11 protein-coding genes are annotated in these 14712 nt (G+C 71.4%); 4 read left to right on the top strand and 7 right to left on the bottom strand.

Annotated features, from left to right (window positions below; translation table 11 throughout):
• Nucleotides 1–89 precede the first annotated feature (89 nt).
• From ACGF2Y_RS22545 to ACGF2Y_RS22525, 5 genes are read right to left on the bottom strand one after another with little or no spacing between them, the layout of a single operon-like run.
• A complete protein-coding gene (locus tag ACGF2Y_RS22545; protein WP_392950265.1) occupies nt 90–710 on the bottom strand; it encodes a DsbA family protein in 621 nt (206 codons plus the stop codon).
• Entirely contained in the window at nt 707–2383 is a 1677-nt protein-coding gene (locus ACGF2Y_RS22540; RefSeq protein ID WP_392950261.1) for an AMP-binding protein, read from the bottom strand. The genes ACGF2Y_RS22545 and ACGF2Y_RS22540 overlap by 4 nt, the downstream gene beginning before the upstream one ends.
• Before the next feature lie 51 nt (nt 2384–2434).
• Nucleotides 2435–3310 (bottom strand): prephenate dehydrogenase/arogenate dehydrogenase family protein, encoded by an 876-nt coding sequence (locus ACGF2Y_RS22535; protein ID WP_392950259.1) that lies wholly within the window; start codon nt 3308–3310, stop codon nt 2435–2437.
• Nucleotides 3307–5388, bottom strand: coding sequence for an aminodeoxychorismate synthase component I (pabB, locus tag ACGF2Y_RS22530; RefSeq protein WP_392950257.1), 2082 nt, complete (start codon nt 5386–5388; stop codon nt 3307–3309). Before pabB ends, ACGF2Y_RS22535 begins: the two co-directional genes overlap by 4 nt.
• Nucleotides 5385–5690 carry a chorismate mutase family protein gene (locus ACGF2Y_RS22525; protein WP_392950254.1) on the bottom strand — a complete coding sequence of 102 codons (306 nt, stop codon included), beginning with the start codon at nt 5688–5690 and terminating at the stop codon, nt 5385–5387. Before ACGF2Y_RS22525 ends, pabB begins: the two co-directional genes overlap by 4 nt.
• Before the next feature lie 306 nt (nt 5691–5996).
• Here ACGF2Y_RS22525 and ACGF2Y_RS22520 point away from each other — a divergent pair, with 306 nt between their 5' ends.
• Entirely contained in the window at nt 5997–9839 is a 3843-nt protein-coding gene (locus tag ACGF2Y_RS22520; protein WP_392950251.1) for an amino acid adenylation domain-containing protein, read from the top strand.
• A gap of 1 nt (nt 9840) precedes the next feature.
• Complete coding sequence (locus ACGF2Y_RS22515; RefSeq protein WP_392950248.1) at nt 9841–10065, top strand: tautomerase family protein; 225 nt, start codon at nt 9841–9843, stop codon at nt 10063–10065.
• Nucleotides 10066–10075: 10 nt separating this feature from the next.
• Here ACGF2Y_RS22515 and ACGF2Y_RS22510 read toward each other — a convergent pair whose 3' ends face one another.
• Nucleotides 10076–10210 carry a hypothetical protein gene (locus ACGF2Y_RS22510; protein WP_392950245.1) on the bottom strand — a complete coding sequence of 45 codons (135 nt, stop codon included), beginning with the start codon at nt 10208–10210 and terminating at the stop codon, nt 10076–10078.
• 102 nt (nt 10211–10312) lie between these two features.
• On the opposite strand from ACGF2Y_RS22510, the gene ACGF2Y_RS22505 reads away from it, so the two are divergent.
• Nucleotides 10313–10813, top strand: coding sequence for a tetratricopeptide repeat protein (locus tag ACGF2Y_RS22505; RefSeq protein ID WP_392950242.1), 501 nt, complete (start codon nt 10313–10315; stop codon nt 10811–10813).
• 69 nt (nt 10814–10882) lie between these two features.
• On the opposite strand, the gene ACGF2Y_RS22500 is transcribed toward ACGF2Y_RS22505, so the two are convergent.
• Nucleotides 10883–13858, bottom strand: coding sequence for a GNAT family N-acetyltransferase (locus ACGF2Y_RS22500; RefSeq protein ID WP_392950241.1), 2976 nt, complete (start codon nt 13856–13858; stop codon nt 10883–10885).
• A 122-nt stretch (nt 13859–13980) separates the two neighbouring features.
• Between ACGF2Y_RS22500 and ACGF2Y_RS22495 the strand changes: the two genes are divergently transcribed.
• Nucleotides 13981–14709, top strand: a complete 729-nt coding sequence (locus ACGF2Y_RS22495; RefSeq protein ID WP_392950238.1) for a siderophore-interacting protein — start codon at nt 13981–13983, stop codon at nt 14707–14709.
• Nucleotides 14710–14712: the final 3 nt, after the last annotated feature.

Here is a 14712-nt window from a genome sequence, read left to right as displayed (position 1 = left end):
TGATCCGGCCGTCCAGCCGTGCGGTGAGGCCCGGTGGCCGCTCTCCGACCGTGCGAGCAGTCGGAAGGCGGCCACCGGGTCGCGGGGGCTCAGCCGAAGTTGAGCTTCCCTGTCCGGGTTCTCTTCAGCTCGAAGAAGTCCGGATAGCTCGCGAGGGCCCGCGCACCGTCGAAGATGCGCGCGGCCTCCTCACCCCGGGGGATCGAGTTGAGTACGGGCCCGAAGAAGGCCACCCCGTCGATGTGGATCGTGGGCGTGCCCACGTCCTCGCCGACCGGGTCCATGCCCTCGTGGTGGCTGCGTCGCAGCTCCTCGTCGTACTGCTCCGAGTCGGCCGCGCCCAGCAGTTCGGCCGGCAGGCCCACCTCGTCGAGCGCCTCGGCGGCGACGGCCCGGTAGTCCTTGTTCCCCCCGGGGTGGATCCTGGTCCCGAGGGCGGTGTAGAGGCCGCCCAGGACCTTCTCGCCGTGCTGCTCCGCGGCTGCGGTGCAGATGCGGTTCAACGCGAGCGAGTTGTCCACCAGCGTGCGGTACCACTCCGGCAGCTCACGGTTCTCGTTGAGCACGTACAGGCTCATCAGCCGGAAGCGCAGGTCCAGTTCGCGGTGCTGCTGGACTTCCAGGATCCACCGCGAGGTGATCCAGGCGAACGGGCAGGCCGGGTCGAAGTAGAAGTCGACCCGGGCGGGAGCGGTGGTGCCGGTGCTCACGCGCCGGCCTCCGCCGTGGCCTCCAGGTACGCGCTGTCGGCCTGCTGGACGTAGGAGGCGAGGTCCGCGTACTTCTCGCGCAGTTCGCGCTTGAGGACCTTGCCGGTGACGCCGACCGGGAAGTCCGCCTCGGTACGGGCGATCTCCAGGACGGCGAGCTTCGGGTGACCGGCCGCGTGCAGCGCCTCGTTGGCCCGCAGCAGCAGCTTCGCGGGTTCGCCCGAGCCCTGTGCGACGGTGACCACGGCGACCGGCAGGACCTTCTCGCCGCGGCGGCCGGCGATCACGGCGACGTCGCCGACCTCGGGCACCTCGTTGAGGATGACCTCCTCCATGAACACCGTGTAGCCGGTGCCCGCTTCGGTCACGATGGCGTCGGCGGCCCGGTCGACCAGGTAGTGGTCGCCCGCGGAGTCCCGGTAGGCCATGTCGCCCGGCAGCCAGTAGCCGGCCAGCTTGTAGCGGTAGGTGGTGTCGGAGTCCGCCCAGTACCCGGGGGTGATGGCCGGGCCCTTCGCGGCGAGGAAGCCGACCTCGTTGTCGTCGGCGAGGCTGCCGTCCTTGCGCAGGATGGCGACCTCGGCCACGCCGACGGGCTTGCCCGCGCAGCGGTCGTTGCGCTCGGTCTCCAGCGTGCGGACCTTGAGCAGCACGCCCCAGCCCAGCTCGGTGGTGCCCAGCCGGTCGAAGAACGCGGAGGGCTTCAGCTCCGGGCTGCGCAGCGCGAGGACCTTGGTGATGTGCGACTGGTGGACGGCGTCGCCGATGGAGGTCCACACCTGGACCGAGTCGAGCGAGCCGACGGGCAGGTCGAGGTTGGCGAGCTCGGCGTAACCGTGCGCGAAGGACATCACCGCGGTGGGCCGGTACTTCTCGACGGCGGCGGCCAGTGCGGTGCCGCTGCTGTCGCTCAGGGCGACGATCGGGGTGCCGCCGAGGACGGCGTACACGGTGTACGCGACGCAGCCCAGGTGGGACTGCGGCAGGGCGGTCATCATCAGGGCGCCGGGCTGCTCCGTGTGGTCGACCAGGCGGAACTTCGGTCCGGCCACGATCGACTGGTGGGTGTGCAGCGTCGGCTTCGGGCGGCCGGTGGTGCCGGAGGAGTGCAGGATGACGACCGGGTCCTCGTCGTGGTGGTTCCAGTACGAGGACTCCTCCAGCGTGGCGGCGGGCGGGGCGGGCAGCTCCTCCAGCGACTGCACCCAGCGCAGCGGCAGTTCACCGGTGTCGCCCAGGACGTCCAGCCGTGCCCGGTCGGCGTAGAGGCCGACCGGGGTGGTCTGCTCGATCAGCGACGTGGCGATCGCCCGCGGGGCGTTGGAGTTGATCAGCACCGCGACGGCGCCGATCTGGGCGAGCGCGTGGAAGTGCAGGGAGTAGGCGATCGAGTCCTCGAACCAGACCGCCACCCGGTCGCGGGTCTGCACTCCCTGCGCCAGGTACCAGGCCGACCACGCCTGGGCGAGGGCGTCGAACTCCCGCAGGCTGAAGTCCTGGCAGAGCTCACCGGTGGCCGTCGCGATGGGGCGGGAGGAGTGGATGAACCGCTCGTCGGGCCGCGGGTTGACGGCTGTCGCGGAGCGCAGCAGGTTGCCGCCGCCCACGGTGGCGTCGGCGGCGAGATCCGTCCGCTGCTGCGGGGTCAGGACGCTGGGGGCAAAACTGGTCACGTGTACACCTTCCAAAGCACGCATGGGTGATGAAGCCGGGGCTGGGCCGGCTCAGATATGGGTGAAGAGCCGGGCGCAGGTGTCCCGGTGGTGGGCGAGGTCGTCGCCCAGGTAGTCGCGCAGTTCGGTGAGGACCTCGGCGAACCCGGCCTCGGAGTCCGCCTCGACCACCGCGGCGAGCCGGTGGAGGCCTTCGGCGAGCGCCTTGCGCGCCGCCGGCGCCTCGGGATTGGCGGCCTGCACGTCCCAGTAGACCTCCGGGGTTCCGGAGGCGATCCGGGCGAGCACGGCCAGCAGGGTGTTCATCGGCGGCGGGGCGATCTCGCGCAGCCCGGCGGCGGGGACGCCGAGTCCCGCGAGGGCCAGCCCGAAGCCGAGGACGGCGGCGTGGGGCAGCACCTGTGCGGCGCCGACCAGCCGGTCGTGCTCGGCCGCGCCGACCCGTACGACCGAGGAGCCCCAGTCCTCGACGAGGAGCAGGAACTCCGCCACGCGCGGGCCGTCGTTGACCGTGACGGCCGCCACGGGCCGCCCCGGGAAGCCGAGGGAGGGCGCGAACATGGGGTTCACGCTCACGGCCTGGACCCCCGGCGCGTGGGTGCGGACGGCTTCGGCGATGGGCTGTTTGACCGACAGGGTGTCCACGAGCAGGGTGCCGGGGCGCAACGCGCCGGCCAGCCCGGGGACCGCCGCCAGGGCCACCGCGTCCGGCAGGGCGAGCACGACGGCGTCGGCCCGCTCCAGCTCGGCGGCGAGCCCCGGGCCGATGTCCGTCACATCCCCGTGGATCCGGCGGACCCGCTCGTCGGACGGGGTGGCGGCGGCACGGTCCACGACGGTGACCGCCACCCCGCTCTCCAGGAGCCGTTCGGTGAACAGGGCGCCGACCGCGCCCGCCCCGCCGACGACGACAGCACGCCGGATCACCGGTCGCCTCCCCGCCCGTCCGGGGGCGTCGCGGAGGTCAGCGCCGTCGCGAGGACCGCCGTCACCACCGCCCGGGACTTCACGACCGTCTCCTCGAACTCCTCCTCGGGGTCCGACAGGGCGATGATCGCGCCGCCGACGCCGAAGCTGAGCTGGTCCTCGGTGGCGACCAGGGTGCGGATGACGATGTTCAGGTCCGTCGCGCCGCTGAGCGAGAACCAGCCGATCGACCCGGAGTAGACCCCGCGCGGCCCCTCTTCGAGCCGGTCGATGATCTCCGTCGTACGCAGCTTGGGGGCACCGGTCATGGACCCGCCGGGGAACGCCGCGCGGACGCAGGAGACCGCCGACTCCTCGGGCCGCAGGGTGCCGCGGATCGTGGACACCAACTGGTGCACGGGCGCGTAGGTCTCGACGTGGAAGAGCCGCGGCACATGCACCGAGCCGACCTCGCAGACCGTGTTGAGGTCGTTGCGGATCAGGTCCACGATCATCAGGTTCTCGGCGCGGTCCTTCTCGTGGCCGAGGAGGTCCTGGCGCAGCGCCTCGTCCTCGGCGGGCGTCGCGCCCCGCGGCCGGGTGCCTTTGATCGGCTTGGATTCGGCGACCCCGTCCGTGCCCACGGTGAGGAACCGCTCGGGCGAGGCGCTGAGGACCGCCACCCCCGGGTAGTCGAGCAGCGCCGCGTAGGGGACGGGGCTGATGCGGCGCAGCCGGGAGTAGGTGCGCAGCGGGTCGATCCGGGCCTTGAGCGTGACCGAGTTGGTCAGGCACACCTCGTACGTCTCGCCCTGCCGGATCTCCTCCAGGCTCTCGGCGATCCGCTCCAGGTAGGCGTCCTTGCCGTGGCGCGGCACGACGGTTCCCTCGGCGGCGGGATCGGTCATGCCCACGCCGGCGAACGGCAGCGGCTCGGGCTCCTCGGCCGGCGGCAGGCGCAGCAGCCGGGCCTCGGTCTCCGTCATCCACCGCTGGGCCTCGGTGTCGTCGCCCAGGGAGAGCGCGAGGAGGTAGCTGTCGCCCTCGACGTGGTCGACGACCAGCATCCGGTCCGCGAACAGGAAGGCGGCGTCGGGGGTCTCGGACTTGTGCACGGCACCGCAGCCGGTCTCGGCCTTCATCTCGTAACCGAGGTAGCCGACATAGCCGAGGTTGAACTCGAAGGGCAGGCCTTCGGGGACCGGCACCTCACGCGCCCTCAGCTGTGCGTCGAGGTAGTCGAAGAAGCTCTGCTCGACGATCTCCTCGCTCCGGCCGGCCCGGCCGGGGGCGGTGACCGTGACGACGCCGTCGCTGGTCCGGTAGGTGAGGTACTCGGCCAGCGGGCCGGATCCGTCGCCGAGGAAGGAGAACCGGGACAGGCCCTCGATGACGTTCGAGCTGTCCAGCCAGAAGCTGTGGTCGGCGGCGGCGAACAGCTCCCGGTAGGCGGCCTCCGTGTCGGGCCGTACGGAGACCTTGCGTACGTGCACGGTGTAGGCGGTCCTCCGCTCCCGGGTCCGGCCGTGGGCGAGGGCCAGGTCCCGGAAGTTGGCGAGCAGTTCGCGGCCGTACTGGCTGCTGATGGACTCGGGGTGGAACTGCACGCCCCAGATGGGGCGGGAGCGGTGCCGCACCCCCATGACGACGCCCTCCTCCGTGCGGGCGGTGACTTCCAGTTCGTCGGGGACCTCGGTGGCGGCCAGCGAGTGGTAGCGCACCACCTCGTACGGGGAGGGCAGGCCCGCGAAGATGCCCTCACCCGTGTGGAACGCCTGGGAGACCCTGCCGTGGACCGGCTCGGGGGCGAGCCCGACCCGGCCCCCGAAGAGGTGGGTGATGCCCTGGTGGCCGAGGCAGACGCCGAGCACCGGCAGCCCGCTGTCCAGGATGGCTCGGGCGCTGATCCCGAAGTCACGTTCCCGGTCGGGCCGGCCGGGGCCGGGCGAGATGACGACCGCGTCGAATTCCTCGAAGCGGAGGTCCGACCAGTCGGCCCCGTTGCGGACGACCACCGGCGGGCGGCCGTTCACCTCGCCGAGAAGCTGGTAGAGGTTGTAGGTGAAGGAGTCGTAGTTGTCGATCAGCAGGGTTCTCATGCGGGGTCCCCCATGACGAGATCCTCGACACGACAGGTCTCCTCGATGATCAGCTCGTACAGCCGCCGGAGGAATTCCTGACTGATCCCGTGCTGATCGCCGAACCGGGCTGCGCGCTCCTGGACGATGCCGATGCGATGCGGCTGCATCATCGGGACATGGTGCTCTCGCTTGAAGTGGCCGATCTCCACGCACAGTTCAATACGGGCACGTAGTTCCTGAAGGAGGCGCTCGTCGATCGCGTCGAGCTGTGCCCGAAGGTCTTCGATCGTCGCTTCTGACGCCGGATGTCTTTCCAGCATTTTTGGACCCTCTCCCCGGATATTCCGCTCCCCTCGATTTTGCCCGGACAGCCCGCCGCTCCGCCATGACTTTCATGGCTCGGGTCACCGCACTGCACATAATTCAGGGGTCGAGATACAGCGACAAAACGGTGCATACCGGCGCAGATATCGAGGGCCGGCGATCGAATGCCGGGGCGGTCGCAAGCACAGGACCAGGTGCCCGATCCATCAAACAGCTACCCCTGTTGCCAAATGCAGATTCCTGATCGCATACTCTCCAGCATTACGGCAGCGGGCAGACGCATGGCCATGGGGGGAAACACGATGGAAGGCCCGATTATCGTGGAGAGATGCCTGACGGACCTGCTGATCGAACAGGCGAGGAAGCGGCCGGACGACATCGCCGTCCGGCACGGGGACGACAGCCTGACTTACCGCGAAATGGTCGCCGACAGCGTTGATCTGGCCCACCATCTCAGGCATCTCGGGACGGAGACGGACGACCGTGTGGGTGTCCTGGTCGATCCGTCACTCGATCTCGCGATAGGCATCTGGGGTGTGCTCTTCGCCGGATCCGCCTATCTTCCGCTGTCGCCCGATTATCCGGATGAACGCCTCCGGTACATGCTGGAGGACGCCGGAGTCAGGGTCGTCTTCTGTCAGGAATCACTGCGGAGCCGCCTTGAGGATATAGCTCCCCCTCATGTGGTGATCACGACACCGGAGGATGCGGCGGAATACCGTAAGGCCAACTCCGGCGCAACACAGAACGCTCCTCTTGAGAATCCTGATCCGCAGAACCTCGCCTACATCATCTACACCTCGGGATCCACCGGAAAACCCAAGGGCGTGATGATCGAGCACCGCAGCATCGCGCACCAGATGAAATGGCTCCAGCACACCTACCACCTCGACTCCACGAGCGTCGTGCTCCAGAAGACCCCGATGAGTTTCGACGCGGCACAGTGGGAGATCCTGGCCCCTTCCTGCGGCAGCACGGTCATCTTCGGAGCACCGGGAATCCACCGCGATCCGCATCTGCTCGTCCAGACCGTGATCCGCGAACAGATCACCACGGTCCAGTGCGTCCCCACATTGCTGCAAGCACTCGTCGACACCGACGAACTGCACCGGTGCGGATCGCTGACGCATGTGTTCAGCGGCGGCGAAGCCCTTTCCCGCAGTCTCGCACGGCAGTGCACGGAAATCCTGCCGGACTGTACCGTCGTCAATATCTACGGACCGACCGAGTGCACCATCAACACCTCGGCCCACACCGTCGATCCGGCGGCCCTCGGTGACGGCCCGCTGTCCGTTCCCATCGGCACCCCCGTGGCCGGGCTGCGACACCACGTCCTGGACGCCCACCGCCGGCCCGTGAAGCCCGGTGAGACGGGCGAGCTGTACATCAGCGGCATCCAGCTGGCCCGCGGTTACCTGCACCGCCCGGAGCTCACGGCGGACCGCTTCGTGACCAGCCCCTTCGGGGACCCCGCCCCCCACGACCGGCTCTACCGCACGGGCGACCTGGCGTACGGGAACCCGGACGGCACCCTGCAGTTCGCGGGACGGGCGGACAACCAGGTCAAGCTGCGCGGCTTCCGCATCGAGCTGGACGAGATACGCCTGGCCATCGAGGCCCACGACTGGGTGAAGAACGCGGCGGTCCTGGTCCGCGACGACCCGCACACCGGATTCCAGAACCTCGTCGCCTGCATCGAACTCAGCCCCCGCGAAGCGGCGTTGATGGACCAGGGCAACCACGACGCGCATCACCTGTCCAAGGAGTCCAAGGTCCAGGTCAGGGCCCAGCTGTCGAGCCCCGGGGTCCGGGACCTCACGGAGGCGGCCGGGGCGGCCATCGCCCTCCCCGGCGCCACGGCCACACCGCAGCAGCGCCGCCGCGCCTTCGCCCGGAAGACGTACCGCTTCTACGACGGCGGACGCGTCGGCTCGAAGGACCTGCTGGCGGCCCTGGGACGCCGCGTGGAAGGCGCCGCACCGCGCGCCCCCGAAGAGATCACACTCGACGAACTCGGCCGGCTGCTCCGCGACTTCGGCCAGTTCCACAGCCACGAGCGGCTGCTGCCGAAGTACGCCTACGCATCACCCGGATCGCTCTACGCGGCACAGCTCCACCTGGAGGCCGTGGGAATCGACGGCCTTCCCCCGGGGTCCTACTACTACCACCCCGTCCACCACGAGCTGTATCCGGTCCGGGCGGCCGAGGCCGGGGCACCGCCCGGCATCCGCCTGCACTTCATCGGCCGCAGACGGGCGATCGAGCCCGTCTACCGGAACAACATCCGCGAGGTCCTGGAGATCGAAGCCGGCCACATGGTCGGCCTGTTCGACGAACTCCTGCCCGCCCACGGCCTCGCCGCCGTCCCCGCGGCCCACGATCCCGGCCTGCGGGAACAGCTGAAGTGCGCGCCCGACGACTACTACCTGGGCAGCTTCGCCCTGGCCCCCCGGAACGCGGAACCCGGGCCCCGTGAGGACGCGGCCGACATCTACGTCCAGTTCCACCCGGGCGGCGGGGCCGACCTCCCCGCCGGTCAGTACCTGTACGTGGACGGACGGCTGGAGCGGGTCAGTGACGAACTGGTCCTCAAACGCCATGTCATCGCCATCAACCAGGCGGTGTACGAGCGGGCCGGGTTCGGCATCACGGTCATCAGCCGGACCGGCCAGGAGCACCGCAGCTACCTGGACCTGGGCCGAAGGCTCCAGCACCTGATGCTGAACACGGGCAACCTCGGCTTCATGTCGTCCGGTTACAGCTCACGTACCGGCAACGACCTCCCGGCGGCCCGGCGGATGACCGACATCCTCCGCACCGCCGGACGGCCGGCCGGACCCTCGTACTTCTTCGTGGGCGGCGCGGTGAGCGACGAACAGCTCGCCCACGAGGGCATGAACGAGGACACCGTCCATATGAAGGGTCCGGCGGAGCTGGTCAAGGAGGACCTGGCGGGCCTCCTGCCCGAGTTCATGCTGCCCAACAGGATCCTGGTCATGGACCGGCTGCCGCACACCGCCAACGGAAAGATCGACCACAAGGCCCTGGAAGCGCACGTCGACCGGACCGCGAGCACGGGCAGCCGCCGGGTCGTCCCCCCGCGCACGAAGACCGAATCAAGGATCTGCGACCTGTGGAAGGCGGCGATGAAACGCGATGTCGTCTCCGTCCGGGACGACTTCTTCGCCTGCGGGGGCAACTCCCTCATCGCGGTCACCCTGGTGCACCGGATCAACCGCGCGTTCGGCCGCTCCCTCCCGCTCCAGGTGATCTTCGAAGCCCCGACGGTGGAACAGCTGGCCGAACGCCTCGACGCCACCGGCGTCACCGTCTCGTCCCGGCTGATCCCGCTGAGCAGCGAAGGCTCCGCACCGCCGGTCTTCTGCTGGCCGGGGCTGGGCGGCTACCCGATGAACCTTCGCCTGCTGGCGGACCGGACCGCCGGGGACCGCCCGTTCCACGGCGTCCAGTCCCACGGGATCAACAGCGGCGAGACGCCGTACCCCGGCATCGAGGAGATGGCCCGCGCCGACATCGAGGAACTGCGCCGGGTCCAGCCCAACGGCCCCTACACGCTGTGGGGTTACTCCTTCGGCGCCCGTGTCGCCTTCGAGGCGGCCCGGCAGCTGGAGCGGTCGGGCGCCCGGGTGGAACAGCTGTTCCTGCTGGCGCCGGGGTCGCCGCGCCTCCCCGGCGGGAACACCCGGCCCCGGGCCGCCGACTTCACCCGCCCGGACTTCGTCACCCTCCTCCTCTCCGTCTTCGCCGGCACCACCGGCGGCCCGCTCCTGGACGCCTGCCTGCGGGCCACCCACGACGCGCGGAGTTTCACGGAGTTCGTGATCCGCCGGTTTCCACAGCTCGACCCGGGACTGATCCGCCGGGTGATCGCGGTGGTGTGCCTCACCCACGGCCTCCCGGACGACGTCACCGGTCCCGGCCGACGCCCCCTGCGAGCGCCCGTGACGGTCTTCACGGCCCGTGGCGACGCCCCCTCCTTCATCGAACGCGCTCCCGCCCAGGTGTCCACCGCCCCCGTGGTGGTCCGCCTGGAAGCGGACCACTACGAGGTGCTCCGGGACCCGGGCGTCGACGAACTCGCCAAGGCCGTCCTGCGCGAGACCACCCGACAGACAAGGAACTGATATGCCGCACCTGTCCATCAAGCACTTCCCGAAGTCCCTCGCACCCGACCAGCGGGCCCGGCTGGCCGAGGCGCTGACGGCGGCGGTCCAGGAAGCCTTCGGCTGCGACGAAGGCGTCGTCTCCATCGCTCTGCACCCCGTCGCCCCCGAGCTCTGGGACGAACAGGTCTACCGCCCCGAGATCACGGACGGCCGGGACGCCTTGATCAAGACACCCGCCTACTGACCGGAAGGCGTCAGAGGTACGCGGCGTACGCGTCCAGCGTCCGCGGGACCTCCGCCTCGCCCGCCTGTACGGAGCCGAACCCGCCCTCGTAGCCGGTGGGTTCGAAGGTATGCCGCGCGACAACGAAATCCGAGACCGTCGCCACAGGCCGGTACTCTCCCGTGCGACCCGCGCTCCGGTGACACGGTCACGGAGCGACACCAGGGACGATGCACGCGTAACGGAATCCGGACGGAGAGGAACCGCGATGGGACCGGGATCAGGACCGGGCTCGGGGCTGGGCTCGGGGCTGGGGCTGGGGCACTTCCTGCTGCCCGCGGGCGGCGCACTGAGTCTGACCGGGGTCATCACCGGCAACGGCACGCTGATCAGCCTGAGCTGGATCATGTGGGTGCTCGGGATCCTTCTGCTGTTCCGGAACCGTTCCCGCCGCCCCGCCGATCCCCGGCGGCTCGCGGCGGCGGCCGCCGCCGGGGACGCGCGGGCCGTGCGGGGGCTGCGGGCGCTCGCTCTGACCGCGCGGGCCCAGGGGCGCCCCGACACGGCCGAGCGGCTGCTGCGGCAGGCGGTGAAGGCCGGCGACGTGGAGTCGATGTGGGAGCTGGGCCGCCTGGTCGAGCAGCGCGAGGGGCTGGCGGAGGCGGAGCCGTGGTTCCGGATGGCGGCGGAGGGCGGCCACGCGGTGGCCAAGCGGCTGTTCCGGCCGGGCGGCGCACTGCACCCGGACGGGCCGGGCCCGCAGCCGTGACGCCTGCGCACCCGGCGGGGCGGCCCCTCCCCCGCAGGGCCGTCCGCCCGCCTCCCGGGCGGTGCGCCGTCACACGAGTGCGAGCGCGGCCGCCCTCGTCAGGAACGCGAGCCGGGCCGTCTTCTCCGGCTTCACGATCTCCGGGCCCAGCTCGAAGCCGACCCGGACCATCCGGGCGAGGGCCTTCTCGTTGCGGGCGTCGGGCTCGACGACGACCCGCAGGTGGGCCGGGTCGCTGAAGACATGGCCGACGAACGCGGTGAGGAGGGCGTCCGTGTACCCCTTCACCGCCCCGTCGGCGGGCGCGATCAGCAGGTGGATGCCGAAGTCGCCGGGCTGTACGTCGTAGCACTCGCCGACCGGGTCGGCGTCCGGCTCGTACGTCTGGAAGAGCGCGGCCGGGACGCCGTCGCGCAGGGCGAGGTAGGCGTGGTGGGTGGGGAGCGAGTCGACGAACTCGTAGATCTCCAGGACCTGTTCACGGGTGTGGCCGCTCATGCCCCAGAAGCGGGCCCGCTCCTCGGTGACCCAGCCGTGCAGCAGGTCCAGGTCGGCCGCGGGGTCGACGGGCACCAGCCGCACCGTCCCGAAGCCCTCGATCTTCTGCTCGTGGACGGCGGCGCGGAGGGCCGGCGCGGATTCGGCGGCCGGCTCGGCGGCGGACAGGTTGGGCTCGGCGGCCGGCGCGGCAGGCGCGGTGGCGGATACGGCGGGTTCGGCGGTGGGCATGGCGGGGTTCTCCTCCGGGTGGCGGGTCGTGCGGTGCAGCAGATTCCAGTCGGTGACGACCTGGGCCAGCGCCCCCTGGGCCCACAGGGGCGTCTGGTCGCGGTGGTGGGCGGATCCGGGGACTCCGGACGCGCCGAACGGGACCACCCACCGGCTGTCCTCGCGGCGGGCCAGGTCCCAGACGTACCGGGCGGCCGGGCCCCGGGCGAACAGGTCGGTGACCCCGGGGACGCTGGAGGTGGACAGCACGCAGTCGTGGTCGCCCGCGAGCCCCGGCCGGATCGCGTCCTCGTCCGGCGCGAGGTCCGGCAGGGCCTGCCAGGGGGACAGCCGGTGCAGCTCGCCCCACGGGCCCGGCGGGGTCTCATCGGCCCCTGCGGCGACGGCTTCGGCCGAGGCCGCGACCAGCGCCAACCGGTCCTCGTACGGCAGGAGTCCGACGGTGAGCAGGCTCTCCAGGGCGTAGCCGATGCGGGGGACGGCGGCGAGCCAGGGGCGGAAGAGTGCCGGGTAGGCGGCCGAGCGCCACGGGTCGTCCGCCCCTGTGACGCCCTTCAGCGCGGGGTGGCCGGCCAGCCGGTGGACGACGTCGGCGCGGAGGCGGGCGTAGAGGGTCGCGTCGGTGCTGTCCGCGTCCATGTGGCGGTCCCAGCGCAGCAGCCGGTCCCGGAGGCGTCCCGCGGCGGGCCCCAGGCCGGGGGACCGGGCCAGCAGGGACAGCAGCGGGCGGGACGAGGCGAGGCGGGTGTCGGTGTGGACGCCGGCCATGGCGTCGGGCGACCAGTCCGTGCGGGCGCCGAGCAGCTCCCGTATCCGGTGGGCCCGGTGCGGGGGTGCGAACTCCACGCCGAGCGGAGCGGCGAGGCCACGCTCGTTGGCCATCACGGCGATCCCGCCGGGGCCGTCCACCTCGGTACGGGGCAGGGGGGCCGCCTCGTCCTCGCGCCAGGCGTACGCGGGGTCCTCGGCCGGGACGACCCGCAGCCGGTTGACGTACGGGCGCACCGGGACGTGTCCGGCGACCCGGTGCAGCGTGCCCCCGGCGGTGTCGGCGGCCAGGACCACGTTGACGGGCTCGACCCAGCGGTCGAGGACGGTGTCGAGGTCGGCGACCGTACGGGCCCGGAGCAGCGCGGGCAGCGCCTCGAACCCGAGCTCGCCGGTGACGCGGGCCGGGTGGCGCAGGCTGATGACGGGGGCGTCGGAGGCGGCCTCGGCGCCCTCCTCCGCTCCGGCCGCCCCACCGATGATCACCGGCCCCCGGTCGGTCTCGATCACCTCGACCGTCTCCGGGGCCGCGCCCGCCACCTCGATCGTCTCGGTGTGGGCATGGGCCCGGTACCAGCCGTCCGGGCCGAGCGCCTCCACCCCGCCGTCCGGGGTGCGGCGCACCTGTTCCCGGTACAGGTCCTGGTAGTCGGCCATGGCGTTGGTGATCGCCCAGGCGACGCCGCCGGTGTGCCCGAAGTGGGCGATGCCGGGGACGCCGGGGACCGCGAGGCCGACGACGTCGTACTCGGGGCAGGCCAGCCGGATCTGCTGGTAGACGCCGGGATCCTCGATGAAGCGGTGCGGGTCGCCCGCGAGGAGCGGGGCGCCGCCGGCCGTACGGACGCCGGTGAGCAGCCAGCCGTTGCTGCCCGAGGTGCCGGGGCCGTCGGTCGCGAAGAGGGTCATCCGGTCCTCGCCGAGCCGGCGGGCGACCTCTTCGCGCCAGAGTTTGGTCGGGAACCCCGCGAACAGGATGTGCGTGGTGAGCCAGACGCCGAGCGGGGTCCAGGGCTCCCAGCGGCCGGGGGCGAGGCCCACCGAGGCGAACTCCGGCGCGTGGGCGGCCCCTTCGGGGAGGCCCTCGTTGACGCCTTCGACGTACGCGCGCACCCAGTCGGCGGTCTCCGGCGCGAGGCGGTCGAAGCAGCGGCGGGCGGTGTCGGCGATCCGGGCCCGCCGGACGAACCGGTCCCAGTCGACGGCTTCCGCACCGAGGTGGGACGCGGAGGTGCCGAGCACCCGGTGCCGCTCGGTCTCCAGTTGCCAGGCCCGGTCGAGGGCGGTGGTGTGACCCTGGGCGCGCGCCAGCGTGAGGGCGTCGGCGGCCCGCAGGTGGGGAATCCCCCAGCCGTCCCGGAACAGCTCGAAGCCGTCACCCGACGCGGGGCCTTGTACCGGGTCCGGTGCCGGGTCCGATGCCGGGTCCGATGCCGGATCCGGGTCCGGTGCCTGCTCCTGCGCCGGTGCCGGACTACCGTCCGCGCCTCCTGCATGCCCCTCGTCAGGCCTCTCGTCCCGAGTCTCACGGTCGACATCGGCGGTCATCGCTGGCCCATCCCCACTTCCGGTGCTTTTCGGCCACTCCCCTGTCCTTGAAATTTAGGTTAGCCTAACCAAATCGATCCTTTGGGCAGTGGGCCGGGGCACCGGGCGAGGCAGGAGATACCGTGGGGCATGGCTGGGAAGGCGTCGTTCTCAAACTGTTCCGGGGGCGTGACTTCACGTTCACGGTGACCGGCGCGGAACAGGTGACCGACCGCTTCCGTCGGGTGCACATGACCGATGGCGGGCTGCTCGCCGCGACCGGCGGGGCCCACCCGACGATGTGGGTGCGGCTGTGGTTCGAGAACAACGGCAAGCCGCATCAGCGCGGCTACACCCTGGTCGACCCGGACCCGGAGGCCGGCACCTTCAGTCTGGAATTCGCCCTGCACGAAGGGGCCGCGTGCACCTGGGCGCGGGAGGCGAAGGCCGGCGACACGATCGACGCGACGCTTCAGGGCACCGGTTTCACCCTGCCCGACCCGGCACCCTCACGGCTCTTCCTGATCGGTGACGCGGCCGCGCTCCCGGCGATCAACTCCCTGCTGGAGGCGATCCCGGAGACCCCGGCGACCATCTGGTTCGAGACGTCCCACGAGGACGACCGGAAACTGCCGTTCCGGCTCGACGAGGCCCACCACACCCTGCACCACGTGGAGCGCCGCGAGGCGGGCGCTCATCTGGTCTCCGAGGTGAAGGCGGCCCTGCCGGAGCTGCTGGGCGCGGACCATTCGGACGCGTACGTCTGGGTCGCCTGCGACACGTCGACCACCCGGACCCTGTCGGCGTACCTCCGCAAGGAGCTGGGCCTGCCCAAGGACCGGGTGAACGCGCTGGGTTACTGGCGCCCGTAGCCG

Origin of the sequence: Streptomyces sp. NPDC048142 (assembly GCF_043202835.1) — a bacterium.
In the GTDB taxonomy this organism is placed as follows: domain Bacteria; phylum Actinomycetota; class Actinomycetes; order Streptomycetales; family Streptomycetaceae; genus Streptomyces.
Note: the sequence above shows the minus strand (reverse complement) of the source record. Positions and strands in the feature narration are given on the sequence as shown.

Coding starts and splice junctions, on each gene's coding strand:
- pabB (WP_392950257.1), bottom strand. CDS start 5,388: ATGAGAACCCTGCTGATCGACAACTACGACTCCTTCACCTACAACCTC.
- ACGF2Y_RS22505 (WP_392950242.1), top strand. CDS start 10,313: ATGGGACCGGGATCAGGACCGGGCTCGGGGCTGGGCTCGGGGCTGGGG.
- ACGF2Y_RS22525 (WP_392950254.1), bottom strand. CDS start 5,690: ATGCTGGAAAGACATCCGGCGTCAGAAGCGACGATCGAAGACCTTCGG.
- ACGF2Y_RS22500 (WP_392950241.1), bottom strand. CDS start 13,858: ATGACCGCCGATGTCGACCGTGAGACTCGGGACGAGAGGCCTGACGAG.
- ACGF2Y_RS22520 (WP_392950251.1), top strand. CDS start 5,997: ATGGAAGGCCCGATTATCGTGGAGAGATGCCTGACGGACCTGCTGATC.
- ACGF2Y_RS22515 (WP_392950248.1), top strand. CDS start 9,841: ATGCCGCACCTGTCCATCAAGCACTTCCCGAAGTCCCTCGCACCCGAC.